Origin of the sequence: Brevibacterium sp. XM4083 (assembly GCF_006489205.2) — a bacterium.
Lineage (GTDB): Bacteria > Actinomycetota > Actinomycetes > Actinomycetales > Brevibacteriaceae > Brevibacterium.
Genome location: NZ_VFYR02000001.1, coordinates 114,748 through 139,934 on the forward strand (window position 1 = coordinate 114,748; position 25,187 = coordinate 139,934).

The following is a 25,187-nucleotide window of genomic DNA, read 5'->3' on the forward strand; positions in this document are numbered from 1 at the left end:
GCACTGAGATCGCCATGAACCTGGCGCACAATCGCACTGGATGTTCCGCACAATCCGGGTCGTGCGATGAGTGTCCGGTCGGCTCGGGCCCACACCCACTCTCGAACGCCTGTGCGATGGTGCCGCAGACGTGCCGACCGCGGCCAGGCCGCGCTCATGCGAGACTGGGAGCATGAGTTCGACCGACACCCTGACCGCAGACGAATCCGCTGACATCCGCGCCCGCCTCGACGAGGTGGCCGAGCGCACCGCAGCCGCCGCGCAGGCCTCCGGGCGCGACGCCGACGCCGTACGGATCCTCCTCGCGACGAAGACGCAACCGGCGGAGAAGATCCGGGTCGCGCTCGAACACGGCTTCGGTCTCATCGGGGAGAACAAGGTTCAGGAGCTCGTCGCGAAGGCCGACGACCTCGCCGACCTGCCCCATGAGTCCCACCTCATCGGTCCGTTGCAGAAGAACAAGGTCAACCACACCCTCCGGCATGCGCAGTGCATCCAATCGATCGACTCCCTCGACCTCGCGACGAAGATCGACAACCGCCTCGGCGTCATCGACAGCACCGTCGATGTCTTCGTCCAGGTCAACACCTCCCGTGAGGACTCGAAGTCGGGTGTCGCACCGGAGGACGCCGAGGCGCTCGTCACTGCCGTGCGCGAGCTGCAGCGCCTGCGCCTGCGAGGTCTCATGACGATCGGACTGCCGGGTCAGACGCCGGAGGAGATCCGCCCCAGCTACTCAGACCTCCGCGAACTCAGCGCTCGCCTCATCGACTCCGGCGCCCTGCCGGAGACCGCGACCGAGCTGTCGATGGGCATGAGCAATGACTTCGACCTCGCGATCGCCGAGGGCGCGACGATGGTCCGCATCGGCTCGAGCGTCTTCGGTGCCCGACCGGCTGCGTAGGCTGGCCCCACCGCCTCAACTGCCCGACGGCACCGCCAGTCGACCGCGCCCCGGCCCGCACCGGCGGTCACTGTGTCCCACGATGACAGCCGCCCTGCCGCCTCGGCGAGGGATCTGAGACCATGGACGCATGAACTCCAGCCCGCAGAGCTCCGCGGCCACCGCCGCGGACGACGCCACCGCCGAGGCCACCGCCCCGTCCCGCCCGCGCGAACCCAAGGTGCGCGCTCCCGAACTCCTCGGCCGCCGCTGGATGAACTCCGGTGACAAGGAGCTCAGCCTCGCCGACCTGCGCGGCAAGGTCGTCCTCCTCGACTTCTGGACGTTCTGCTGCATCAACTGCCTCCACGTCCTCGACGAACTGCGCCCGCTCGAGGAGAAGTACAAAGGCGAGCTCGTCATCATCGGCGTCCACTCGCCGAAGTTCGAGTTCGAGCGCACCGTTGAGGCCGTCGACCAGGCCGTCGAGCGCTACCAGGTCGAACACCTCGTCCTCGACGACCCCGACCTCATCACCTGGCAGGCCTACACGGCCCGCGCGTGGCCGACGCTCGCCGTCATCGACCCCGAGGGCTACCTCGTCGCCACTCTCTCCGGGGAAGGGCACGCCGCCGGTCTCGGCGAGATCATCGAAGGCCTCATCGCCGAACACTCCGCGAAGGGCACCCTCCACTCCGGGGACGGCCCATACGTGCCCCCGCCGGCACCGGAGACCGAACTCTTCTACCCGGGCAAGGTCACGGTCCTGCCGTCGGGCAACCTCCTCGTCGCCGACTCCGGCCACCACAGCCTCGTCGAATACGCCCCCGACGGCCACACCATTCTCCGCCGCATCGGCACAGGCGACCGCGGACTCACCGACGGCGACCTCGCGAGCGCCGAATTCAGCGAACCCGGCGGCATCACCGTCCTGCCCGACGACATCGCCGCCCAGGTCGGCTACCAGCTCGTCGTCGCCGACACCGTCAACCACGTCCTGCGCGGCATCGACCTCGAGGGCGGCACCGTGACGACGATCGCCGGCACCGGTGAGCAGCACATGGTCGGCGCGATCGACAACGTCCGCGGCACGCACGGGGCGCTCGGGCGCTACGACGGGCCCGCGCTCGACGTCAAGCTATCCTCGCCGTGGGACGTCCTCTTCGTCCCCGCGACCGCCGAGGTGGTCGTGGCGATGGCCGGCAACCACACGATCTGGTCGTTCGACCCGGTCAGCGGCCGCATCCGCCTGCTCTCAGGCACGATGAACGAGGGACTCGTTGACGGCGACGGCGAGACCGCCTGGTTCGCGCAGTCCTCGGGCCTCGACCTCCACCCTGACGGCGACGTCATCGTCGCCGACTCGGAGACCTCGGCGATCCGCCGCCTCGACCCGGCCACCGGTGAGGCGAGCACGATCGTCGGCGTCGGTCTCTTCGACTTCGGCTTCCGCGACGGACCCGCCCCCGAGGCGCGGCTGCAGCATCCGCTCGGGGTGCGCACCCTGCCCGACGGTTCGCTCGCGATCGCCGATACGTACAACGGCGCGATCCGCCGCTACGACTTCGCGACGAACGAGGTGACGACGCTCGCCCGCGGACTGCGGGAGCCCTCGGACATCCTCGTCGTCCCGGCAGCCGGTGGAAATGCCAGCGCCGCTGCCGACCCGGCGATCACGGCCGACGCCGCTGCCGAATCGGCCACCTCGGGCGACGCCGCTGCCGGCGACACGACTGCCGGCGACGCCGAACTCCTCGTCGTCGAATCGGCGAACCACACGCTCACCCGCGTCGCCCTGCCCAAAGACGCACAGCGCGTCGACGAGGGGGCGCAGACGAGCAAGCGGCCCTCGACCGAACTCGCCTCCGGTCCCGTGGCGATCAGCGTGAGCTTCACTGTCCCCGCAGGTCAGAAGCTCGACGACCGCTGGGGCGACCCGACGTACCTCCAGGTGTCGTCGACGCCGCCCGAGCTCATCGTCTCCGGCGGTGGGGGAGCGGAGGGGCTGAGCCGCGACATCGTCATCGACCCCGGGTTCACCTCGGGCGTCCTCCACGTCACCGCGCGAGCGGCCGCGTGCGACGGCGAACCCGGCGGGGAAATCCCGCTCCACGCCGCCTGCCACCTCTACCAGCAGGACTGGGGCATTCCCATCGAGCTGAGCGAGGCGGCCCCGGCCGTCCTCGACCTCGACCTCCGCGGAGCCTGACGCGGTCACGGACCTGACGCGGTCACAGACCTGACGCAGTCACAGAACCGAGGATCTCGGGCCGCGCGATCCTCACATGATCGAGACTTCGCCGAGGCGGCGCGGTTCGACCCGGACCTGCGAGGACCGGACGACGACGGAGCCGCCGAAGACGAAGGACAGGGTCTCGTCGAGGTCGTACTCGGATGCGGTGACGATGTCGCGGTAGCGGCCCTGGATCCGCACCTCGGCCGTCGCCGGGGTGAGCTCGAGGTCGCCGCCGGAGGCCGTGAGACTGACCTTCGGCTCGCGCACGATCGACCACTTGACGTCGCCGAGGATCTCGTTGTCCGTCTCATAGCCGAAGACGCAGCCCGTGGGCATGAGCGTCGTCGCCTTCACGCAGCCGGCGAGATAGTCGCTGACCTGCTGGGCCACGGACTCCTCGAGCTTCGCGGTCGGCTGCGGGGAGAGGGAGACCTGGGCGGTGTCGCCGGGGGCGGTCACCTCGGCGCGCTCGGACTTCGACGTCAGGTACGTCGCGTCGAAGCCGACGAGGTAGGTGGCCGGGAAGAGCACGGGCACGGTGCCGGCGGAGACGCTGAAGCCGTTGACCGTCGCCGTCGACGAGCCCGAGACATCGAGGTCGAGCGTCGGCCACGCCTCCTGCTCGATCGCCCACCGATCGAAGAGGCCCGCGGCGGCCGGCAGCTTGACGAGGGTGAGGTCGACCGACCGCGTCTGCGAGGACAGCACGTAGCTGAGCTTGACCATCGCCCGGTCGCCGTCGGTCGAGATCGTCTCCGCACTCGCCTCGCGGGGCAGGTCGGGGGCCGCGGAGAGGACGTCGCCGTTGAGCGCGAGCGTCGACTCCGGAGTGGGGGAGGAGAGGTAGGAGAAGGCGCGTTCGGCATTGCCCTGCTCGATCGCGCGCATGTACGCCTCGACCGTGCGCGCCGGCGTGTAGAACGCGAGATTGAGCAGCGGCACCGAGGCGACGGTGAGGACGATGACGACGAGTGCCGAGATGAGGAGTGTCCGCGGTGTGCGCATGGCCTCTCCTCGTCGGCTTGGGGGATGGGGCGGACCGTGATGCGGATCCGCAACGGCGTCGAATCCAGTTTAGTGGACAGTCGGCCTGTCCCCGTCCCCGGCCCGTCCCACTCGGATCGCCGAGGCGGCGGCCGGGTTCAGCGGCTCAGCGCGGCTTGCGATCACGGCAGGGGCGGCCCTGATGCGCGGGGCGTTCGACAGCGGCTCAGCGCCGCCCATGATCGTGGCAGGAGCGGCCTCGGTGCGCGGGTTCGCCGCAGCCGAGTCCGGACGCGCGGGTCACTCCACGGAATAGGCCCGCAGCGCCGAGGTGTCGACCTCGACGAAGACGTGCGTGCCGACCCTGACCGCGGCGCGCAGCTGCGCGAGCGTCGCCCCGAGGCCCGGATGGAGGATCCCGAAGCCGGCACCGGAGTCAGCTCCGCTGCCGTCACCGGAATCACCGGCACTGTCCTCACCAGCACCAGCAGAGGTACCGCCGAGGCGGGCGAGATCGGCGAGGTCGACGTCGAGGGCGAGCCCCATCTCCGTGTCGACGGGTGAGAGCTTCGCCTGGATCGCGGTGCCGCGGTCCCGGAGTCCGACGACGATGGCCTCGAAGACCGCCGCCGAGGTGAACGCCGGGTCGTGCTCGTCGAGCGAGACGAGGGCGCTGCGCCAGGGCAGGGTGACGAAGACCTTCCCGTCGAGCTCGGTCCGGGCGCGGACCGCGGAGTGGCCGATCGACAGCCAGCCCTTGCGGGCCAGGCCGGACCAGATGTTGACCCCGGTGAGTTCGGCGGGCAGGGAGCCGCGCGGTTCGCTGACGACGGAGGCGAGCGAACCGAACGCGACGAGTTCGCCCTTCTCGATGTCGGCGACCCCCGCCTCGGCGATGATGAAGTCCGTGAGGGTGTCGGAGGAGAAGACGATGCCCCGGCCCTCGGCGGCCGCGAGGTCAGCGAGCCGGGCCCGCAGGCCGGTCCGGATGTGGCCGGGCACGCCCGCGAAGGGATCGATGAAGGTCAGCCACTTCGCGCCCGTGGCCCAGGCGAGGGCGAGGACGAGTTTCGCGCGCGCTCCCGCGTCGAGGTCGCTGAGACGTCCGCGCAGCGCCTCGGGCGGCAGGCCGAACTCGGTGCACGCCGCCGCCAGTGCCGCCTCCCCGGGATCGGCACCGGCGGCACGGAAGTAGGTTCTCACCCATCTGCGCACACGCAGACGTCCCGACCGGAACCCGGTCGGGATCTGTGGGGGAGGCGCGACACCGGCCAGGGCCGCCGCGGACAGCACCACCTCGGTGATGCTGTCCGGGCTGCCCATGAGCCCGAGAACCGTCCCTGCTCGAAGACGACCGAGGTCGATCGGGCGTCTGCCGAGGTGCAGCCCCTCCAGGGACAGTTCTGTGCTCAACGGATCTTAGAACTCCGCAGGATCGTCGGCGGCCGCATCGGCGCGACGACGGGTGATGACGACGGCGGCCGCGCCGACGACGAGGAGTCCCGCGCCGAGCGCGAGTCCGGTCAGTTCGGCACCGGTGCGGGGCAGGTCGTTCGAGGCGCTGCTGCCGTTGCCGGAGTCACCGCTGCCGGATCCACTGCCGGAGCCCGAGCCGTTGCCGTCCTCGGACACGTCGGTGCCGTTGGTGACGACAGTGAAGCTGCCGCCCTGGGGCTTGTCGAAGCTCTCGGCCTGGACGCGGACGTTGTACGTGCCGAGCACGGCCTTGACCTTGGCCTGGACGCCGAAGGTCGCCTTGCCTTCGTCGTCGGCGTCCTTCGACATCGTGTAGCGGTCGACCTTGCCCTGGGCGTGTTCGACGACGATCGTGATCTTCTCACCGGGCTGCGCACCGGTGACGCCGAGGGTCACACCCTTGTTGAGGAAGTCCTCGGAGCTGATCTCCGTGGGATCGATGATGAGCGCCTGCGGTGCTGCCGCCGGCTGCTCCTCGTCGTTCGCTCCCTCGCTCGTCGACGGCGACGGATCGCCGGTCTCCGACGGTGTGCCGGTCTCGGTGGGCTGGGGGGTCTCGGTCGGAGCGGTCTCGGACGGCGTCGGCTCCTCGGTCTCCGAGGGCGTCTCCGAAGGAGTCTGCGTCTCGGTGGGCGAGGGCGTCTGCGACGGCGTCTCGGTCGGCGACTGGGTCTCCGTCGGTGTCGGCGACTTCGTCTCGGTCGGTGACTGCGTGGGAGTCTCGGACGGCGACGCGGTCTCGGACGGAGTCTGCGTGGGAGTCTCGGTCGGAGTCGGCGATGCGGTCTCGGTCGGCGACTGGGTCTCCGACGGCGTCTCGGTCGGAGCCGGGGACGTCGTCGACGGTGCCGGAGCGGTCGGACGCTCGCAGGTGCCGCCGGCTCCCGAATCGTCGATGTCGGCATCCGAGGCGACGACCTCGAAGGTCACCTTCGAGGAGTCCTTCTCGGTCTTGAGGTCTGTGAGGAAGAGCGTGTACTTGCCGACCGGCACCTGAGCGCCCTCGGTCGTCGAGAAGTAATAGGTGCCGTTGACCTTCCCGTTCTCGTCGACGGTGAGCTGCGTCTGCGGGGTGTACTCCGTGCCGTCGGTGCCGACGACCGTGACGGTCGCCTTCTCATCGGCGGTGAATCCGGTGCCGGAGAATCCGATGCCCTTCTTCTTGTCCGCAACGTCGGTGCGGGTGATCTGGGCTGCGGACACGGTGGCCTGCGGAGTGGAGCTGTCGGGAACCGCCGAGCTGTTTTCGGGGTCGGTCGAGTTCTGCGCGCCGTCGTAGGCGCAGAGCGGGCCCTGGGGCACCGTAGGAGACTCCGTCGTCGCAAACGCCGGAGCGCCTGCGAGACCTGTCAATGCGACGGCTACTGCGGGGGCAAGCACAAGACGCGAGGTCTTCACAGTAATGCCTTTCGGTTGATCTCAACCCGCGAAAGGCGATGGAACTCCCGGCATTCCTTGGCTGAAAAGAGGAAGGCACCATCGTGCGCGGGTTCGTACAGCACACAACTCTAAGGCATTCACTCAGGCGGGTGGGGAGACACACGGAGGGAACTCAAGGAAAAATCCCGCGATCGTTATCATTTCGTGACCAAGTAACGGCGTGTCGCTCCTCGCCGAGGCGGCTGCTGAGTCTCCAATGCACCCTCCCCGAGGTGATTCCTCAGTCCCCACCGCCACCTCGGCGAGGTGATTCCTCAGTCCCCGACACAACCCCGTCGAGGCGGTCGGCAGATCCCGCGCGCCTCGAGAACTGCGCGAGACGGGCCGTCCGACTACCATCGGGGATGTGACTCTCCTTTCCGATCGCGACATCCGCGCCGAACTCGAATCCGGCCGCATCGCCCTCGACCCGTGCGATCTCTCCCTCGTCCAGCCCGCCAGCGTCGACGTCTGCCTCGACCGGTACTTCCGTCTCTTCGACAACCACAAGTACCCGGTCATCGACCCGAGCCTCGAACAGCCCGAGCTCACCCGGTTCGTCGAGGTCGCCCCCGAGGAGCCCTTCGTCCTCCATCCCGGCGAGTTCGTCCTCGCCTCGACGCACGAGCTCGTCACGCTCCCCGACGACATCGCCGCCCGGCTCGAGGGCAAGTCCTCGCTCGGCCGCCTCGGCCTTCTCACGCATTCGACGGCGGGCTTCATCGACCCCGGCTTCACCGGGCACGTCACCCTCGAGCTCTCGAACGTCGCGACGCTGCCGATCACGCTGTGGCCGGGCATGAAGATCGGCCAGCTCTGCTTCTTCCGGCTCAGCTCCTCGGCGGAGAACCCCTACGGCTCGCAGATCACCGGCAGCCGGTACCAGGGCCAGCGGGGCCCGACGGCCTCCCGGTCGCACGCGAACTTCTTCCGGAGGGCCATGTGATCTCCCGGCGCGAGCTGCGGCAGCGGGAACAGGCGGAGCAGGCCGCTCCGACGGCGGCCGCTGCCGATCTGCGAGGGTTCCACCTCCTGCTCCTCGACGCCGAGGTCGAGGTCTCCGACGTCCTCGCGCTCGTCCACAACCGACTGCCCGACATCCCGGCGCGGTTCGGGGACAACGGCCAGGTGCGCCTGTCCCGGCACTCGCGCCTCAGCGCCGGAGTCGACCTCGACCCGGCGACCGCGGCCGCCCTCGAGGTTCCCGAATGGGCGACCCACGCCGTCGTCCTCGACTGCCCGCGCGACCGGGAACCGGCCCCGCCGCCGGACTGGTTCGCCGATGCCGACGGCCTCCACGAGGCGTTCCCCAAGGGACTGCCCGACCGTGAGGAGGAGCGTCAGCTCAGCCTCCTCCTGTCGATCGCCTCTCGCCTGCACCTGGCCGTCCGCCTCGCCGACGAAGACGGACTGCCCACCCGCGTCCTCGTCCCCGACCCCGATGCGAAGGTCGACCTCTACATCTACTCGCAGTACTGGCTCGAACCCGAGGTCGCGCTCTCCGTCGTCCGCCGGCACGCTCCGCACGCCTTCCAGCAGGCGCTGCCGACCCCCGATGCCGCGGTGCTCGCGCAGGCAACGCTCGACGATCCGCTCTTCGACGCCACGGCGCCGGTCGTCCTCGACGGATACTCCCTTCTCATCCCGCTCGGGGAGATCGACGAGGGAGCCGGGGAGATCGAGATCCGCGTCATCGAGGCCGAATGGGTGCCGCCGATCATCGCCGCGAGCACCGCGGAGCCGCAGATCGAGTACCACGTGCACTGGATGGACACCGAACAGCTGCGGTACCGCCCCGGCCGTCCCCGCCGGTTCCGTCGGATGCGCGCCGAGGTGGCCGACCTCGTCGATCGGATCGGCGCGGAGCTGCTCTCGCGCAGCGACGGCACGGGGCTCGATGAGAACGGGTTCCTTGTCACTTCGGGGCAGCTGCGGGGCTGAATCCTCCGAACTGAGCGAGCAGCCCATTGATTGGGAGATCAGGGGTGTTCCATGAGAAAATACTGTTGAGCAGAAATGACCCCATAATCCCCTTGTGAAGACGGAGGTGTCCGCCGGTGATTGCCATGACGGGAGCCTTCTTCGGGGCTGCTGTCATTGCCTATCCGCTGGTGAGGATCCTCGGGCGCAACGCCTTCTTCCTCCTCGCCCTCGTCCCCCTGGCGGGATTCATCCTCACCCTCAGCGCCACCTCGGCGCTCTTCGGCCCCGACGGCGCCCCGGTCGTGGAGAACCTCGACTGGCTTCCCGCGCTCGGCCTCTCCGGCATCTTCCGCCTCGACATCCTCTCGTGGGTGATGAGCCTCATCGTCACCGGGGTGGGCACGCTCGTCCTCATCTACTGCGCCCGCTACTTCCCCGCCGACGAACCGGGCCTCGCCCGTTTCGCCGCGGTGTTCATGGCCTTCGCGGGCATGATGTACGGACTCGTCCTCGCCGACGAACTCCTCGTCCTCTTCGTGTTCTGGGAGGGCACGACGGTCTTCTCCTACCTCCTCATCGGCCACAGCCAGTCGCGGCGGCGGTCCCGGCAGGCCGCACTCCAGGCGCTCATCGTCACCACGGCCGGCGGCCTGGCGATGTTCGTCGGGATGGTCCTGCTCATCACCGCCACCGGCACCGGATCGATGTCGGCCCTCGTCGAGCGCGCGCAGCTCGGCATGGACACCGGCCCGGTCATCACCACCGCCGTCATCCTCATCCTCGTCGGCGCGGTCTCGAAGTCCGCGCTCCTGCCCTTCCACTTCTGGCTGCCCGGCGCGATGGCCGCGCCCACCCCGGTCAGCGCCTATCTCCACGCCGCGGCCATGGTCAAGGCCGGCATCTATCTCATCCTGCGGCTGGCTCCCGGCTACCACAATCTGCCGGGCTGGACGGAGATCCTCCTCACCCTCGGTCTGCTGACGATGTTCATCGGCGGGTGGCAGGCGCTGCGGCAGACCGACCTCAAACTGCTGCTCGCCTTCGGCACCGTCTCCCAGCTCGGGTTCCTCACGGTCATGGCCGCCTTCGGGTCCCCGGACCTCACGCTGGCGGCGCTCGCGCTCCTCGTCGGCCACGCCCTCTTCAAGGCCTGCCTCTTCCTCTGCGTCGGCATCATCGACCACCGTGCCGGCACGCGCGATCTCACGAAGCTCTCCGGCGGCTGGAAGGCGTTCCCCGTCGTCGCCGTGTGCGCGACGATCGCCGCCGCCTCGATGGCCGGCATCCCGCCGACGCTCGGGTTCGTCGCGAAGGAGGCCGTCTACTCGACGCTGCTCGAGTCCGGGACGAAGGCCGGGGTCATCGCGCTCATCGGCATCATGATCGGCTCGATCCTCACCGTCGCCTACTCCGCGCGCTTCGTGTGGGGAGCGTTCTCCTCGAAGCCCGGCGTCGACGATATCGCCCGCCGCGACGAGAACGTCACCCTCGTCATCTCCCCGATCATCCTCGCCGCCCTCACCCTCATCCTCGGGCCCGCGGCCGGCGTCCTCGACCCCTATCTCCAGGCCTGGACCTCGGTGCTGCCGACGACGAACCCGGCCGACGGCGAGTACTACCTCGCGCTCTGGCACGGCTTCGAACCCGCACTCGGCCTCTCCGCGGTCACCGTGGCCGCCGGCCTCCTCCTGTTCTGGTTCCGCCGGACCGTCGCGAAGGTCCAGTCGACTCTGCCGGCGGGCATCGACTTCCACAACGTCTACCGTCGCCTCATCAGCGGGATGGAAGCGCTCGCGCTCTGGGTCACCGCACGCACGCAGCGCGGTTCGCTGCCGTTCTACCAGAGCGTCATCTACCTCGTCCTCATCGGCGGCGTCGGGCTCGCGCTCATCACGAATAACACGTGGCCCATCCGCTTCCAGCTCGCCGCGAGTCCGCTCGACTTCATCGTCGCCGCCGTCCTCATCGTCGTCGCGATCGCCGCGACCCGCGCGAAGAAGCGCTTCACCGCGGTCGTCGTCACCGGCATCTCCGGCTATGCCATGGTCGCGTTCTTCGCGTTCATCGGCGCCCCTGACCTCGCGCTCACGCAGGTCCTCGTCGAGACGATCACGATCGTCGTCTTCGTCCTCGTCCTCCGCCGCCTGCCCGCCCGGATCGGACAGAGCACGGGACGCTTCACCCCGGCGTGGCGGGCGATCATCGGCGCCGGCGTCGGCGTGACGATGATGGTCGTCGTCCTCCTCGCCGCCGGCGTGCGGATGTTCGACCCCGTCTCCGCGGACTTCGGCGAACTCGCCTACGTCATCGGCAACGGCCAGAACATCGTCAACGTCACCCTCGTCGACATCCGCGTGTGGGACACGTTCGGTGAGATCTCCGTCCTCGTCGCCGCCGGCACCGGTGTTGCCGGACTCATCTTCGTCCGCGGCCGCGAAGGCCACCTCGGCCGCTTCTCCCCGGACCGCACCGGCTTCGGCCGGGCCGGTCAGCTGCGCTTCCAGCCCGTGCCCGACGAGATCGGCCCGCGTCGGGAGGCCGACAGCGACCACGAGGGCGTCGAGGAGCGCCGGGCCTCGTGGCTCATCGCCGGTCGCACGCTCGCCCCGCGCAACCGCTCGATCATCCTCGAGGTCACCGCGCGCCTGATCTTCCACGCCGTCCTCGTCTTCTCCGTCTACCTGCTCTTCACCGGGCACAACACCCCCGGCGGCGGTTTCGCCGGCGGTCTCGTCGCCGGTCTCGCCCTTGTCGTCCGCTACCTCGCGGGAGGCAAGTTCGAACTCGCCGAGGCGGCCCGCTTCACTCCCTCGGGCCTGCTCGGCACCGGGCTCATCCTCTCCGTGCTCACCGCGGTCGGCGGCTGGTTCTGGGGCGATGCGGTCTTCAAGTCGATCTACGTCGAGGGCACGCTCCCGCTCCTCGGGGAGCTCAAGTTCGGCACCCCGACGTTCTTCGACATCGGCGTCTACCTCATCGTCGTCGGCCTCATGCTCGACATCCTCCGCTCCCTCGGCGCCGAGGTCGACCTCCACCAGGAGCGCGACGAGCTCCTGCTCACCGACCGGCTCAACACCTCGCTCGGCCTCACCGAGCGGATCGGCGACGAAGCCGAGCACCACGCGGTCTCCGAGATCCTCAACCGCGTCAACCACCTCGAAGTCGACAACGGCGCTGAAGGAGGACGGCTGTGAGTCTGCCCTTCGTCATGGTCCTCGCGATGGGAGTCCTCTTCGCGTGCGGCGTCTACCTCATGCTCGAACGCTCCCTGACCCGGGTGCTGCTCGGCTTCATCCTCCTCGGCAACGCCGTCAACCTCCTCATCATCCTCACCGCCGGGCGCGGCAGGCCGCCGCTGACCGACGGGAAGAACCTCTCGACGGTCGGCATGTCCGACCCGCTGCCCCAGGCCCTCGTCCTCACCGCCATCGTCATCACCTTCGCGGTCACCGCGTTCCTCCTCGCGATGATCTACCGCTCCTGGCGACTCGTGCGCGCCGACTCCCTCCAGGACGACGCCGCCGACCTTCAGGTCGCGATCACGAAGATGATCAACTCGGAGGCCGAGGCCGGCACCGACTACGACGACACCGAGTTCGGCGACGAGGCCGAAAGCCCGATCCGCGGGGCCGTCGACCTCGACGACGACGGCACCCCGGCCCAGCGGAAGGCCGCCGAGACCACCGAAGGATCCGAGGCGGACGAGAGCCCCGCCTCGGCGTCGGGAAGGACCACCGGAGGCACTGATCGCGCAGCCGACGCTGACCGAACAGCCGACCCCGACAGCCCTGACTCGACGGGCAGCACCGACACGAGCGGCAACACCGACACGACCGACAGCTCTGACACGACCGACAGCACACGGGAGAAGGGGGAGGACCGATGACCGAGCTCCTGCCCATCCTCGTCCCCCTGCCCGTCCTGCTTCCGCTCATGGGCGCGGGCCTCGCCCTCGTGCTCTCGAAGCACACGCGCTCGCAGAACATCGTCTCCGTCCTCACGCTCACCGCGGTCATGGTCATCGCGTTCGTCGTGCTGCTCGGGGTCGACCAGTACGGGCCGCAGGTCGTCGCGATCGGCGGCTGGGAGCCGCCGGAGGGCATCACGCTCGTCGCCGACCGGCTCTCGGCGCTCATGCTCGTCGTGTCCTCCCTCGTCACCCTCTGCGTGCTCATCTACGCGCTCAGCCAGGACGCGAACGACGATTCGAACGAGACGCCGATCTCCGTGTTCAACCCCAGCTACCTCGTGCTCTGCGCGGGCGTGGCGAACGCGTTCCTCGCCGGCGACCTCTTCAACCTCTACGTCGGATTCGAGATGCTCCTGCTCGCGTCCTACGTCCTCCTCACCCTCGGTGCGACGGCCGAGCGGATCCGGGCGGGCGTGACCTACGTCGTCGTCTCCCTCGTCTCCTCGATCATCTTTCTCACGGCGATCGGCGTCATCTACGCGGCGACGGGCACGGTCAACATGGCCCAGCTCGCCGAGCGCCTCGACCAGCTGCCCCCGGACGTGCAGATGGTCCTCCACGTCCTCCTCCTCATCGGCTTCGGCATCAAAGCGGCGATCTTCCCGCTCTCGTTCTGGCTGCCCGACTCGTATCCGACGGCGCCGGCTCCGGTCACCGCGGTGTTCGCGGGCCTGCTGACGAAGGTCGGCATCTACGCGATCATCCGCACCGAGACCCTGCTCTTCTCCGATTCCTCGCTGCGGGTCCCGCTGCTCATCGCCGCGGGGCTGACGATGCTCGTCGGCATCCTCGGGGCGATCGCGCAGTCGGAGATCAAGCGCATCGTGTCCTTCACGCTCATCTCCCACATCGGGTACATGCTCTTCGGCGTCGCGCTCGGCACGACGTTCGGGCTCGCCGCGGCGATCTACTACACGGTCCACCACATCATCGTCCAGACCGCGCTGTTCCTCGCGATCGGACTCGTCGAAATGCGCGGCGGGTCGACGTCGACGCGCTCCCTCGGCGGGCTCATGGTCCTCTCCCCGGCGCTGACGATCATCTTCTTCCTCCCCGCCCTCAACCTCTCCGGGATCCCGCCGTTCTCCGGGTTCATCGGCAAGGTCGCGCTCTTCGCCGCCGGCTTCGAGGACCAGAATTGGCTGGCCACCGCGCTCATCGTCGCCGGCACCGTGACGAGTCTGCTCACCCTCTACGTCATCGGCCGCACGTTCAACCTCGCGTTCTGGCGCGACCCGGCCGACGCCGAGGAGCCGAACGAGGAGCTCGTCGAGGAGTTCGCCGAGCGCAAGCGCACGATCCTCGCCGGGGGAACCTGGCGTTCGCGGATCGGCGTGCCGGGACCGATGTTCGCGGCCACCTCGGCGATCGTCCTCGTCTCGATCCTGCTGACGATCTTCGCCGGGCCCCTGTGGGATCTGTCGATGCGCGCCGCGGAGAACCTCGCCGACCCGCTCAACTACGTCAACCAGGTGCTCGGAGGTGGTGGCTGATGACGCCGCGCACACCGGTGAACAAGGGCCGCCGGATCGTCCAGCAGCTCGTCCTCGTCTTCTTCCTCGTCGTCCTCTGGGTGATGCTGTGGGATTCGCTCACGGTGCTCAGCGTCGTCACCGGCATCATCCTCGCGTTCCTCGTCACCCGGGTGTTCTACCTGCCGCCGGTCGTCCTCTCCGGCCGGTTCAACATCCTCCACGCCGCGGTCTTCGCCGGCTGGTTCCTCTACTCGATGGTCATCGCGTCGGTCGAGGTCGCGTGGTTCTCGTTCCGCCCGAAGGCCGTGGGCGCCGGATCGGTCATCGCCGCGGATCTGCGGACCCGCTCCGACCTCATGATGACGCTCGTCGCCGACACCGCGAGCCTCATCCCCGGCTCGATCATCGTCGACAGCGACCGGGCCCGCGGCCGCCTCTACCTCCACGTCCTCGACGCCGACACCGACGAGAAGATCCTCGCCGCGAAGAAGCAGGTCTACGACATCGAGGGCCTGCTCATCAAGGCGCTCGGGTCGACCCGTGACCTCGCCGCGCTCAAGGTCGACCCCGACCCGCTCGCCGCCTCCGCGGAGAGAGGAGGGACCCGATGAACGGCCTCGTCATCACCGTCATCATCGCCGTCGCGACGATCCTCTTCGCCGCCTCGGTGTTCGTCGCCCTCTACCGCGTCATCCGCGGTCCCTCGATCCTCGACCGCATGATCGGCACCGACGTCATCCTCGCCTCGATCATGTGCGGTCTCGGCGCGTTCATGGCCGTGACCGGCCGCACCGACCTGTTGCCCGTGCTCATCGTGCTCGCGATGCTCGGCTTCGTCGGGTCCGTGAGCGTGTCCCGCTACGTCTCGAAGTCCGATTCGATGACCCCGGGCGCCGAGGCGGGGGCGCTGAGCGACTTCTCCGCCTCCGACTGGCACATGCCGAAGAGCGAGACCGCCGCGACCGACGACGCGCAGTCCGCTCGGGAGGCGGCGTGGGCCGAGGACGTCGCCCGCGGCATCTCGAACGTCCCCGACGGACCCGTCGAGATCACCGTCCGCGACGAGGTCGTCGTCCCCGACCCGGGCCCCGCCGAGGCGACGACCGCCTCGGCGACACCCGACGACGAGCGCGGGGAAGGAGCCGGCAGCGGCCCCGACGCGGGTCCCGACGACGGCCTCGCCGGGCCCACCGATGAGGTCGGGCGGCACCGGCACGACGACGGGAAGGGGGGACACGATGGTCCTTGATCTCATCAGCGCGATCCTCATCCTCCTCGGCGCGGTCCTCTCGCTCGCTGCCGCGGTCGGTCTGCTCCGGTTCGGCGATCTGCTCTCGCGGATGCACGCGAGTGCGAAGCCCCAGGTGCTCGGCCTCGTCCTCATCGCGATCGCCATCGCCATCCAGTTCCCGACGTGGGCAACGGTGACGACACTGGCGATCATCGTCTCGTTCCAGCTCGTGACGATTCCCGTCGCCACTCACATGGTCGGTCGCGCCGGCTATCGCACCAAGCACCTGCGTCGATCTATGCTGTATCGAGATGAGCTGGCCGAAGCCGTCGATCGCGCAGAGGCCAGGGAGACGGCCCGTGAGCGCCGACGAGAGTTCGGAACGGACGAACATGACGGTTGACAACCAGCGAGACCAGCAGCCGCTGGTGCTCGTAGCCGACGACGAGCCGGATGTGCTCGGCGCGGTGGTGCCCTTCCTTCAGCGCTCTGGGTTCAGGGTGCTCGCCGCCGGTGACGGCCTGCTCGCCCTCGATGAGATCCGCCGCCACCAGCCCGACGTCTGCGTCCTCGACGTGCTCATGCCCGGGGCCGACGGCCGGCAGGTGCTGCGCACCCTGCGGCAGGAGGAGAACTGGGTGCCGGTCCTCCTCCTCACCCAGGTCGGGGAGGCCGTGGAGAGGGCGATGGCGCTCGAAGAGGGCGCCGACGACTACCTCAACAAGCCCTTCGACCCCCATGAACTCGTTGCCCGGATCCGCGCGGTGCTGCGCCGGACCCGGACTGAGGGCCCGCCGCTCGCGACCGCCCCGGTGCTCGTCTCGAGCTTCGGGCTGCGGGTCGACCGGGTCGGCCGGCGCGCGTGGCTCGGGCAGCGCGAACTCGTCATCACACCCAAGGGCTTCACCCTGCTCGAATACCTCATGGTCCATCAGGACGAACTCATCGACCGCGCCCGGCTCCTCGAAGTCCTCTGGGGGTTCGAGGAAGCCGTGGGGACCCGCGCCGTCGACTCCCGGGTCGCGGAGCTGCGCCGGGTGCTCGGCGAGGATGCCGCCGAACCGCGGTGGATCGCCACCGTCCAGGGCCGCGGCTACCGTTTCGTCGGCGACGTCCACGGTGAGGAAGGACTCCGACGGATATGACGAACTTCCTGGTCATCGAGGTCCAGATCTGGCTGTTCCTCCTCATCCTCCTCCTCGTCCTCGCGGGGCTCGCGGCGGCCGCGTTCTTCGGCTGGCGACGGCTCAAGCGCCGCGAGGCAGCACTGCGCGAGTCCATCGAGACCGCGGCTGCCGAGGATTCGCTCGCCAAGCGCAATCGGATGCTCATCCGCCTCGACCACGAGCTGAAGAATCCTCTCACCGCCCTGCGGACGTCGGCGGCGACGATCCGTGAGGTGTCCCGACAGGGCGGCACCCTCGCCGAGGTGGAGCCCTCGGCCAAGCAGGTCGACATCTCCTCCCGCCGGGTCGCGCGTCTCCTCGCCGACCTGCGCAAACTCGCCGACGTCGAGACGCGGATCATCGAGTACTCCCGCGTCGACCTCGACCGTCTCATCCACCAGGCCGTCGAGGATGCCTCGACTGCGCCGGGTGCCGAGGATCGGATGATCGTGGCGACGGTCGCGCGTGCTCCCTGGCGCCTGCCCGACGTCGCTGGGGAGGAGGATCTCCTCCTCACGGCGATCCTCAACCTGCTCGGCAATGCGCTCAAGTACTCTTCGCAGGCCGAGGTCGTCGAGCTCCGCGCGAACGAGCAGATCATCGACAACCATCGCTGGGTCGTCGTCGAGGTCGCCGACACCGGCAGCGGCATCCCGTTGGGGGAGCAGGACCAGGTGTGGGACGAGCTCTCCCGCGGCTCGCGGGTGCGCGCCGTCGCCGGGTCGGGCATGGGCCTCTCCCTCGTCCGCTCGATCGTCGCCCGCCACGGCGGGTCGGTGCAGCTCTTCAGCCAGGAGGGCGTCGGCACCTCGGTGCGCATGGTCCTTCCCGTCCTCGCCGACGCCGACCCGGTCGGGGCACCGCCGATGGCCGAGGGCGGCGCCCACGCTGCCGCCGGCTCGCACCCCGTGCAGCCGGTGCAGAATCCCGATATGCGCCACGCCCCCGGGTTCCTCCCGCCGCGTCAGCCGAGCGAGGCCGAACTCAACGGGCGGATCCTCGGCACGCCGAGGCGGACGTCGAAGCGCCGCCTCGAACGCGTCGACGGCACGCTCATCGATCGGTCGACGGGGGAGTCCGTCGGCAGCGGCAGCGGGTTCCCCGTCGACTCCGGTCAGCATTCGCAATTCAAGCCAGGGACGCGCCCGCCGCAGAGCGGTCAGCCCCAAAGTGGCCAGCCTCACAGCGGTGGTGTGCCAGTCGAGGGTCAGCCGCAGAGTGGTGGCGTGCCGGTGGGCAGTCAGCCGCAGGGCCGCGGTGTGCCGGCGGGTGCGCCGCAACCTGACAGTGGACCCCAGCGGATGCCTCATGGCGGCGGACAGTCCGACAGCGGTCCGCAGCAGGGGATCCCGCAGCAGCAGGGAGCGCAATCTCCGCAGGGTCGGCCCGTGGCGATGCAGCAGGGGCCGGGCGCGCAGCCGCCCGGCGGCCACCCCGGCCCGCAACCGCACGGCGGTCAGCAGTCGGTGGGCAGTCAGCCCGGCGGCTATCCGGCGCACGCTGCCGGACAGCACTCGGGTCCTGGTTTCGGGCAGCGTCCCCACCAGGGCGTCCCCGGTGCTCCGGGCGGAGCACCCCAGCGGCCCGGCCAGGGTCTTCCTTCCGGAGTCCAGGGGCAGCAGGGCGGTCAGCCGTTCGGTGTCCCGGAGCACCGGCGCTTCGCCGATCCCACGCGCCGTCCGACACCGCAACCCGGTGGTCAACCGCCACAGAGCGGACAGCCGCAGCCGAACGACGGCCGTCAGGCGGTCAGTGGCCAGCCGCAGCCGAACGGGCAGCCGGGATACGGCGATCGACAGCCGCAGAACGGGCGCCCGCACGGTGGCCGGCCCGCCCCAACGCCGTCAGAGACCGTCCACCCTCAGGGCGGCCGGCCGGGCACCGCGCAGCCCCAGGGCAGTCAGCCCGCCCCCGGCCAGCCCGGCACTGCTCCGCCCGGCTCGGCTGACCAGCCGTTCCCGAGTCGGCGCGATCTGCGCAAGAGGAACGACTCGCGATGACGAGACCGGTGGTCCGCACAGTCACAGCGGTCGGCGCCGCCGCCTCCCTCCTGCTCAGCGGGTGCGCCGTCCTGCAGGTCCGCACCGCTGAACGCGACTCGGGGCCGCTCGCCGTCGGCGTCCAGGAGGAGCCGGGCGAGCCGACGGAGGAGCCGACCGGACCCACGGTCCCCGAGGGCATGGAGATGAAGTCGCACAACCTCGGCGCGGAATGCCCGGTCAATGTCAGCTTCGCGATCGGACCCGACTGGTTCGACGGCAGCAGCAGCCCGGCGTTCATCGTCTACAGCCGGGGGACGTCGCTGAACGACAGCGACGCCATCATCATCTCGTGCAATGAGGCCTTCGACGACTCACCCAAGGCGGTCGTCGACGGGAAGAAGCAGTACCAGTTCTCCGAACAGGGGTCGACGGTCAACGCCGAGCGCACCGGCTCGATCGGCTCGGGCTACTTCTGGACGTACCAGGCGGTGCTCGGGGAGAACGAGATCTTCGCGATCAACCAGGAGCCGACCGTCATGTACGGCGCGACCCTGGGGTATCAGACGAACGGGCGCCTCGTGAACATCAGCGTCGAGATGCGCGCGCTGCAGACCGATGAGGCCGCCGCCGAGGACTTCAAGAAGATGCTGCCGACGCTCACCGTCGACGGCGAATCGGTGCCCTCACCGACCTTTAAATGAGCTGACGGCAGCGGCGACTGCACCGGGCGACTGCCGACGCCCGGCCTACCGGGCGGCTGCGACCGCACCGCGCGACCGCACCGGGCGACCGCCAGTGCCCGGTGCGGTCGCAGGGCACCTGCCGTCCTACCGGCGCGAGCTCTCGAGGCCTGTCGGCCACTTCGCGCCGTTGGCCCAGTAAGCGGAGATCTCCGAGAGGTCGCGGCCCTTCGTCTCCGGGGCGAAGCGGAAGACGAAGAGGAACGCGAGTACGGAGAGCGCACCGAAGACGAGGAAGACGCCCGCACCGCCGATGAGCTCGAGCAGCCCGGGGAAGAACTGGGCGACGATCGCATTGGCGACGAGGTCCGCGGTGAGCATGAGCGAGGCGCCGAGCGCCCGGTACTTCGCGGGGAAGGTCTCACCCGCGTAGACCCAGACGAGCGAGCCGAAGCCGAACGTGTAGCCCATCGTGAACGCGATGATGCCGATGACGCCGAAGACCGTGCCCCCGGTCGTGCTGCCCGCTTCGCCGCCGAGGCTGAAGGTGAGGACGAGGACGACGGTCGAGACGATCATCACCCCGATGCCGGTGAGCAGCACCGGCCGCCGCCCGAAGCGGTCGACGATGAACATCGAGACGATGACGGCGGCCAGCGCGAAGGTCTGGACGATCGCCGGCAGACCGAGCAGTGCGCCGTAGCCGCTGAAGCCCATCGACTCGAAGATCGAGGGCGCGTAGTAGATCGTCGCGTTGATGCCGGTGATCTGAATGAAGAAGCCGAGACCGATGACGAAGAGCGTGGCCTTGAGCAGGTGGCCGCGGAACATCTCGACGAGGCGGCCGCTCTCCTGGTTGAGCTCGGTGCGGATCTGCCCGAGATCCCGGTCGACGTCGCGGTCCGGATCGAGCGCACGGAGGGCATCGGCCGCCTCGGCGTCGCGTCCCTTGAGCATGAGCCAGTGCGGGGTCTCCCGGACCTTGAGCAGCAGGAGGAAGACGATCGCCGCGGGCACGGCGGCGAGCCCGAGCATGAGACGCCACGATTCGATGAGCGCGAGTCCCCAGCACACGAGGTAGCCGGCGATGATGCCGATGACGGTCGTCACCTGGTAGGCGACGAGGAGGCCGCCGCGGACGTTCGTCGGGGAGGACTCGGCGATGAAGACGGGGACGACGGCCAGGGCGATGCCGATCGCGACGCCGAGGAGGAGGCGGGCGAGGAGCAGGGACACGTAGCCGGGGGCGAAGCCGGAGATGACGGAGAAGACGATGTAGCCGGCGGCGATGAGGAACATCGACTTCTTGCGGCCGATCGCGTTCGACAGCGGGCCGCCGATGATCGCGCCGACGATCTGACCGATGACGACCGCGGTCGCGAGCCCGCCGAGCTCGGCGCTGCTCAGCCCCAGGTCGCCTTCGAGGAAGAGGAGGGCGCCGGCGATGTTGGAGATGTCGTACCCGTACGTGATGCCGAGCGCGACGGCTGCGAACGCGACGATCGTGACGAGCCGCGGTGCCCGCCCTAGGTCGGAGAGGAATGCCACGTGACTGCTCCTTTGCGAGAAATGAATCTAAGCAAACCGTACATGAATACTATCCCCATGGTGGGAAATATGCCATGATAATGATTGATTGAATCAAAAAACGATCAGGAGAATGAGCAATGGCCAGTGGTGGCGCGTTCATGGCGGAGGAGCTCCGCAGTCAGCCGGACATGTGGGAGACCACCCTGTCCCACCCCGTCGCCGAGGCGGCTGTCCCGGCCGACGGCGAGCGGATCGCCGTCATCGGGTGCGGATCGTCATGGTTCGGCTCGCAAGTCTATGCGAACCTCCGCGAAGCAGCGGGGCAGGGGGAGACCGATGCCTTCACGGCGAGCGAGTACCCCTTCGACCGCGCGTATGACCGCGTCGTCGCGATCTCCCGCTCGGGAACGACGACCGAGGTCATCGACACCCTCGCCCGCCTCGACGGGTCCGTGCCGGTGACCGCGATCGTCGGCGGTGCCGACACTCCGATCGCCGAGGCGGCCACCGACGTCATCGCGCTCGACTTCGCCGACGAGCGCTCCGTCGTCCAGACGCGCTTCGGCACCTCGACGATGGCCCTGCTGCGGGCGTGGGCGGGGGACGCCGCGGCGGTCGACCAGGCGATCGGCCAGGCGCGGACCGTCCTCGAGGGCATCTCCGCCGACTTCACCGAGGTCGACCCGGCGATCCTCGACGACGCCCTCATCGATGCCGAGCAGTTCAGCTTCCTCGGCATGGGCTGGACCTGGGGCGTGGCCAATGAGGCGGCGCTCAAGCTGCGCGAGTCCGCACAGGCGTGGACGGAGTCGTACTCCTCGATGGAGTACCGGCACGGGCCCATCGCGATCGCCGCCCCGGGTCGGGTGACCTGGCAGTTCGGTGAGGCCCCCGAGGGGCTCGCCGCGCAGGTCGAGGCCACGGGCGCCCGCTTCGTCGAGGCCGACCGGGATCCTCTGGCCGACCTCGTCCGCCTCCACGCGCTCGCGCTCATCAAGGCCCGCCGCCTCGGCGTCGACCCCGACCATCCGCGCTCGCTGACCCGCTCCGTCGTCCTCGACCGATGACGACGCGGGAGGAGATCCACCGGGTCGCTGCCGGCCAGAGCCTCGGCCCGGGTCCCGTCGCGCTCGCCGTCGACGTCGGAGGCACGGGGATGAAGGCGGTGCTCTTCGACTCCGCCGGCCGGTTCGTCGACGCGATCACCGCCCCGACCCCGGAGTGCACGGACACCGCCGCCGGTGAGGTCGTCGACGTCGTCGCGGACTTCCGTGACCGGTTCGCCGCCGATCATCCGGACCATCCGATCGCCGAGGCGGCCGTCGTCCTTCCCGGGATCGTCGACGAGGCGACGGGGACCGGAGTGTTCTCGGCGAACCTCGGATGGCGAGACGTCCCGTTCGCGGCGATCCTCACCGAGCGCCTCGGCGTGCCGGTGACCGTCTCCCACGATGTGCGCTCGGCCGGGCGCGCGGAGTTCGCCTTCGCCGAGGCGATGCCGGCCAACGCGGCGATGGTGACGATCGGCACGGGGATCGCCGCGGCGATCATGGTCGAGGGCACGCTCGTGTCCGCGGGCGGCTTCGCCGGCGAGGTCGGGTTCACCGAGGTCACCGTCGACATCGCCGACGGCGTGTTCCGCGGTCCCATCGAGCACATCTCCTCGGCCGCCTCGATCGCCAGGCGCTATACGGCGCGCAGCCGCCGCGAGGTCTCGGGCTCGCTCGGGGTGCTCGAGGCGATGCACGCTGGCGATCCGATCGCCGCTGCGGTGTTCGCCGAGGCGGTCGACGCCCTCGGAGCGATGTGCGCACAGCTCGTCGCGGTCGTCGCGCCCGAGGTCATCGTCTTCGGCGGCGGTCTCTCGAGCGCCGACGAGCTCCTCGACGGCGTCGACGCCGCGCTGCGCTCACGACTCGACTTCCACCGTCCCCCGCACATCCGGCGGGCCGGTCTCGGTCCGGTCGCCGGCCTCATCGGGGCGGGCCTGCTCACCCGAGGGCACGCATGACCGCGGGCAGCCCGTCGCAGGATGCAGCGCCGACGGTCGTCGTGCTCACGCTCAGTCCGGCGCTCGACTGCACGCTCACCGTCCCCCGGCTCGACCGGGGGCGCACGCATCGTGCGGGACCGGCCGCCGAGGTGCTCGGCGGCAAGGGCGTCAACGTCGCCCGCGTGCTCGCCGCCCTCGGAGTGCCGTCGGTCGCCTTCGGTCCCGTCGCCCGCGAGCACTGGCCGACCGCGGGCGACGCGGAGACGGTGCGGTGGGCGCTCACCGACACTCCGGCACCGCTGCGCCGCAGCATCGCCGTCATCGAGGACTCGGGGCGTGCGACGCTCATCAACGAGACCGCCCACCCGCATCCGGCGCACGTGTGGGCAACGCTGCGCTCCGGAGTCGAAGCCCGACTGCGCGAGCCGGGCCTGCGGGTCCTCGTCATCTCCGGGTCGACCCCGGACGACTGTCCCGCCGATCTCGTGCCCGGGCTCATCACCGCCGCGCACGCGGCCGGGATCACGGTCATCGTCGACACCTCGGCGACCGGCCTCCTCGCCGCCGCCGAGGCGGGCGCCGACTGGGTCAAACCCAACGACGAGGAGCTGCGCGAGCTCTTCGCCGACGACGCCGACACCGAGCGCGCGAAGTGCGCGGCGGCGTTCGAGCGGGCGTTCTCACCCGGCACGGCGCGTGCCGGTGCCCGCCTCAGCGACACGTCGATCGCCGTCGCCGCGGGCGGCGATCCCGTGCTCCGCGGCGCCGGTCGCCTCATCGCCGCCGGCGCCCGTCACGTCCTCGTCTCCCGCGGAGCCGACGGTATGGACCTCGTCGATGCGACCGGTCCGCGCCGCCGGGCACGGCTCGCCCGCACCCTGCACGGCAATCCGACCGGGGCCGGGGATGCGGCCGTCGCCGCGCTGGCCTGGACGCTCGCCGCCCGCGAGGCCGGGATCGAGGGGAGCGGCGGGGACGCCGGGGCGGGAGCCGACGCCGGGGACGACGTCGCGCGGGAGTCCGCGGGCGACCACCTCGGCGATGCGGAGATCGGCGTGCTGCTCACGCGCGCGGTCGCGGTCTCGGCCGCCGCCGTGCTCATGCCGCAGGCCGGGCAGATCCACCAGCGGTGGCGCGACTTCGGCCATCAGGTCATCACCGAGGACATTCCCGATCCCGCGCCGGGAACGCCCCCGGCGCCGGCACCTGCGGCCATCGTTTCCACGGCAACCGCTGCGGCCCCGACGACCACCCCGACCCCTCACACTGACGGAGCGAGACCATGACGAAGGCAGCGACGACGGATCTCCTCGCCGCACTCGGGCGCAGTGCCTCGGAGGCGACGACCCCCGGCCAGGCCGGCACAACAGGCACCCCCGCCTCGCCGGTCTCGGCCGCCGCCCTCGCCCCCGCCTCGGCGATCGGCGCGTTCAACGTCATCACTCTCGAATCGGCCGAGGCGATCGCAGCCGGCGCCGAGTCCGCCGGGCGCCCGGTCATCATGCAGATCTCCGAGAACTGCGTGAGATACCACGGGGCCCTCGCGCCGATCGCCGGGGCGACGCTCGCGATCGCCGCCGCCGCGAGCGTGCCCATCGCCGTCCACCTCGACCATGCGACGGATCTCTCGCTCGTCGACGAGGCGCTCGAGCTCGGGTTCGACTCCGTGATGTACGACGGCGCCCATCTGCCCTACGCGGAGAACTGCGCGACGACCGCTGAGGTGGTCCGCCGTGCCCACCGCCGCGGCATCGGCGTCGAGGCCGAACTCGGGGAGATCGGCGGCAAGGACGGCGCCCATGCTCCGGGCGTGCGCACCGATCCCGCCGAGGCGGTCGACTTCGCGGCCGCGACCGGCGTCGATGCGCTCGCCGTCGCCGTCGGCAGCTCCCATGCCATGCTCGAGCGCACGAGTCGTCTCGACCTCGACCTCATCACCCGGCTCGCCGCCGCGGTCCCCGTGCCGCTGGTCCTCCACGGCTCCTCGGGGGTTCCCGACGCTGAGCTCGAGCGGGCGATCGGGGCGGGCATGGCGAAGATCAACGTCTCGACTCATCTGGGTTCCGTCTTCACGGGAGCGGTGCGGGAGACCCTCGCGGTCGACCCGCGCCTCGTCGACCCGCGCAAGTACCTCGCGCCCGGGCGTGAGGCCTTCGCCGCCGAGGTCACCCGTCTGCTCGCGCTGTTCACCGAGGCGAGGGCGCATAGACCGCTTGCCAAACCCGCACGCGAGGCTTGA

The 25,187-nt window shown here is 70.0% G+C and carries 21 protein-coding genes; 17 read left to right on the forward strand and 4 right to left on the reverse strand.

The window, feature by feature from the left end; genetic code table 11:
• Nucleotides 1-172: 172 nt before the first annotated feature.
• Together FJ887_RS00515 and FJ887_RS00520 are read left to right on the forward strand one after the other, a co-directional pair.
• Nucleotides 173-904 (forward strand): YggS family pyridoxal phosphate-dependent enzyme, encoded by a 732-nt coding sequence (locus FJ887_RS00515; protein ID WP_137824963.1) that lies wholly within the window; start codon nt 173-175, stop codon nt 902-904.
• A 130-nt stretch (nt 905-1,034) separates the two neighbouring features.
• The gene (locus FJ887_RS00520; protein ID WP_140954876.1) at nt 1,035-3,092 is read left to right on the forward strand and encodes an NHL domain-containing thioredoxin family protein; all 2,058 of its coding nucleotides are present in this window, start codon (nt 1,035-1,037) and stop codon (nt 3,090-3,092) included.
• Between the two features lie 72 nt (nt 3,093-3,164).
• Here FJ887_RS00520 and FJ887_RS00525 read toward each other — a convergent pair whose 3' ends face one another.
• The 3 genes from FJ887_RS00525 to FJ887_RS00535 form a co-directional block, all read right to left on the reverse strand.
• Nucleotides 3,165-4,124, reverse strand: a complete 960-nt coding sequence (locus tag FJ887_RS00525) for a hypothetical protein (RefSeq protein WP_140954875.1) — start codon at nt 4,122-4,124, stop codon at nt 3,165-3,167.
• Nucleotides 4,125-4,403: 279 nt separating this feature from the next.
• Complete coding sequence (locus tag FJ887_RS00530; RefSeq protein WP_140954874.1) at nt 4,404-5,516, reverse strand: ABC transporter; 1,113 nt, start codon at nt 5,514-5,516, stop codon at nt 4,404-4,406.
• Between the two features lie 6 nt (nt 5,517-5,522).
• A complete protein-coding gene (locus tag FJ887_RS00535) occupies nt 5,523-6,881 on the reverse strand; it encodes an LPXTG cell wall anchor domain-containing protein (protein ID WP_137824967.1) in 1,359 nt (452 codons plus the stop codon).
• Between the two features lie 484 nt (nt 6,882-7,365).
• Here FJ887_RS00535 and dcd point away from each other — a divergent pair, with 484 nt between their 5' ends.
• The 11 genes from dcd to FJ887_RS00590 all read left to right on the forward strand — a co-directional run bounded on the left by dcd (nt 7,366) and on the right by FJ887_RS00590 (nt 19,446).
• The gene (gene dcd, locus FJ887_RS00540; RefSeq protein WP_137824968.1) at nt 7,366-7,944 is read left to right on the forward strand and encodes a dCTP deaminase; all 579 of its coding nucleotides are present in this window, start codon (nt 7,366-7,368) and stop codon (nt 7,942-7,944) included.
• Nucleotides 7,941-8,939, forward strand: coding sequence for a hypothetical protein (locus FJ887_RS00545; RefSeq protein WP_137824969.1), 999 nt, complete (start codon nt 7,941-7,943; stop codon nt 8,937-8,939). Before dcd ends, FJ887_RS00545 begins: the two co-directional genes overlap by 4 nt.
• Before the next feature lie 125 nt (nt 8,940-9,064).
• The gene (locus FJ887_RS00550; RefSeq protein WP_137824983.1) at nt 9,065-12,115 is read left to right on the forward strand and encodes a Na+/H+ antiporter subunit A; all 3,051 of its coding nucleotides are present in this window, start codon (nt 9,065-9,067) and stop codon (nt 12,113-12,115) included.
• Nucleotides 12,112-12,807 (forward strand): Na(+)/H(+) antiporter subunit C, encoded by a 696-nt coding sequence (locus FJ887_RS00555; protein WP_249356691.1) that lies wholly within the window; start codon nt 12,112-12,114, stop codon nt 12,805-12,807. Before FJ887_RS00550 ends, FJ887_RS00555 begins: the two co-directional genes overlap by 4 nt.
• On the forward strand, nt 12,804-14,384 hold the full coding sequence (locus FJ887_RS00560) for a Na+/H+ antiporter subunit D (RefSeq protein WP_137824970.1): 1,581 nt from the start codon (nt 12,804-12,806) through the stop codon (nt 14,382-14,384). Before FJ887_RS00555 ends, FJ887_RS00560 begins: the two co-directional genes overlap by 4 nt.
• Nucleotides 14,384-14,977 (forward strand): Na+/H+ antiporter subunit E, encoded by a 594-nt coding sequence (locus FJ887_RS00565; protein ID WP_137824971.1) that lies wholly within the window; start codon nt 14,384-14,386, stop codon nt 14,975-14,977. Before FJ887_RS00560 ends, FJ887_RS00565 begins: the two co-directional genes overlap by 1 nt.
• On the forward strand, nt 14,974-15,615 hold the full coding sequence (locus FJ887_RS00570; RefSeq protein ID WP_137824972.1) for an MrpF/PhaF family protein: 642 nt from the start codon (nt 14,974-14,976) through the stop codon (nt 15,613-15,615). Before FJ887_RS00565 ends, FJ887_RS00570 begins: the two co-directional genes overlap by 4 nt.
• Complete coding sequence (gene mnhG / locus FJ887_RS00575) at nt 15,605-16,000, forward strand: monovalent cation/H(+) antiporter subunit G (protein WP_137824973.1); 396 nt, start codon at nt 15,605-15,607, stop codon at nt 15,998-16,000. Before FJ887_RS00570 ends, mnhG begins: the two co-directional genes overlap by 11 nt.
• On the forward strand, nt 15,990-16,742 hold the full coding sequence (locus FJ887_RS00580) for a response regulator transcription factor (protein WP_137824974.1): 753 nt from the start codon (nt 15,990-15,992) through the stop codon (nt 16,740-16,742). The genes mnhG and FJ887_RS00580 overlap by 11 nt, the downstream gene beginning before the upstream one ends.
• Entirely contained in the window at nt 16,739-18,763 is a 2,025-nt protein-coding gene (locus FJ887_RS00585; RefSeq protein ID WP_249356692.1) for a sensor histidine kinase, read from the forward strand. The genes FJ887_RS00580 and FJ887_RS00585 overlap by 4 nt, the downstream gene beginning before the upstream one ends.
• A gap of 8 nt (nt 18,764-18,771) precedes the next feature.
• The gene (locus FJ887_RS00590; protein WP_249356693.1) at nt 18,772-19,446 is read left to right on the forward strand and encodes a hypothetical protein; all 675 of its coding nucleotides are present in this window, start codon (nt 18,772-18,774) and stop codon (nt 19,444-19,446) included.
• Between the two features lie 126 nt (nt 19,447-19,572).
• On the opposite strand, the gene FJ887_RS00595 is transcribed toward FJ887_RS00590, so the two are convergent.
• Entirely contained in the window at nt 19,573-20,973 is a 1,401-nt protein-coding gene (locus FJ887_RS00595) for a sugar porter family MFS transporter (protein ID WP_137824976.1), read from the reverse strand.
• A 119-nt stretch (nt 20,974-21,092) separates the two neighbouring features.
• Between FJ887_RS00595 and FJ887_RS00600 the strand changes: the two genes are divergently transcribed.
• From FJ887_RS00600 to FJ887_RS00615, 4 genes are read left to right on the forward strand one after another with little or no spacing between them, the layout of a single operon-like run.
• Nucleotides 21,093-22,022, forward strand: a complete 930-nt coding sequence (locus FJ887_RS00600; protein ID WP_137824977.1) for an SIS domain-containing protein — start codon at nt 21,093-21,095, stop codon at nt 22,020-22,022.
• Nucleotides 22,019-22,966, forward strand: coding sequence for an ROK family protein (locus FJ887_RS00605; protein ID WP_137824978.1), 948 nt, complete (start codon nt 22,019-22,021; stop codon nt 22,964-22,966). The genes FJ887_RS00600 and FJ887_RS00605 overlap by 4 nt, the downstream gene beginning before the upstream one ends.
• Nucleotides 22,963-24,234: a PfkB family carbohydrate kinase gene (locus tag FJ887_RS00610; protein ID WP_250786136.1), complete on the forward strand. Its 1,272-nt coding sequence runs from the start codon at nt 22,963-22,965 to the stop codon at nt 24,232-24,234. Before FJ887_RS00605 ends, FJ887_RS00610 begins: the two co-directional genes overlap by 4 nt.
• Entirely contained in the window at nt 24,231-25,187 is a 957-nt protein-coding gene (locus tag FJ887_RS00615) for a class II fructose-bisphosphate aldolase (protein WP_140954873.1), read from the forward strand. The genes FJ887_RS00610 and FJ887_RS00615 overlap by 4 nt, the downstream gene beginning before the upstream one ends.

Excerpts from the sequence above, each read along its gene's own strand:
- mnhG (WP_137824973.1), top strand. The coding sequence starts at position 15,605 with ATGGTCCTTGATCTCATCAGCGCGATCCTCATCCTCCTCGGCGCGGTC.
- FJ887_RS00525 (WP_140954875.1), bottom strand. The coding sequence starts at position 4,124 with ATGCGCACACCGCGGACACTCCTCATCTCGGCACTCGTCGTCATCGTC.
- FJ887_RS00565 (WP_137824971.1), top strand. The coding sequence starts at position 14,384 with ATGACGCCGCGCACACCGGTGAACAAGGGCCGCCGGATCGTCCAGCAG.
- FJ887_RS00605 (WP_137824978.1), top strand. The coding sequence starts at position 22,019 with ATGACGACGCGGGAGGAGATCCACCGGGTCGCTGCCGGCCAGAGCCTC.
- FJ887_RS00610 (WP_250786136.1), top strand. The coding sequence starts at position 22,963 with ATGACCGCGGGCAGCCCGTCGCAGGATGCAGCGCCGACGGTCGTCGTG.
- FJ887_RS00550 (WP_137824983.1), top strand. The coding sequence starts at position 9,065 with ATGACGGGAGCCTTCTTCGGGGCTGCTGTCATTGCCTATCCGCTGGTG.
- FJ887_RS00560 (WP_137824970.1), top strand. The coding sequence starts at position 12,804 with ATGACCGAGCTCCTGCCCATCCTCGTCCCCCTGCCCGTCCTGCTTCCG.
- FJ887_RS00585 (WP_249356692.1), top strand. The coding sequence starts at position 16,739 with ATGACGAACTTCCTGGTCATCGAGGTCCAGATCTGGCTGTTCCTCCTC.
- FJ887_RS00520 (WP_140954876.1), top strand. The coding sequence starts at position 1,035 with ATGAACTCCAGCCCGCAGAGCTCCGCGGCCACCGCCGCGGACGACGCC.
- FJ887_RS00570 (WP_137824972.1), top strand. The coding sequence starts at position 14,974 with ATGAACGGCCTCGTCATCACCGTCATCATCGCCGTCGCGACGATCCTC.
- FJ887_RS00515 (WP_137824963.1), top strand. The coding sequence starts at position 173 with ATGAGTTCGACCGACACCCTGACCGCAGACGAATCCGCTGACATCCGC.
- FJ887_RS00615 (WP_140954873.1), top strand. The coding sequence starts at position 24,231 with ATGACGAAGGCAGCGACGACGGATCTCCTCGCCGCACTCGGGCGCAGT.
- FJ887_RS00580 (WP_137824974.1), top strand. The coding sequence starts at position 15,990 with ATGACGGTTGACAACCAGCGAGACCAGCAGCCGCTGGTGCTCGTAGCC.
- FJ887_RS00600 (WP_137824977.1), top strand. The coding sequence starts at position 21,093 with ATGGCCAGTGGTGGCGCGTTCATGGCGGAGGAGCTCCGCAGTCAGCCG.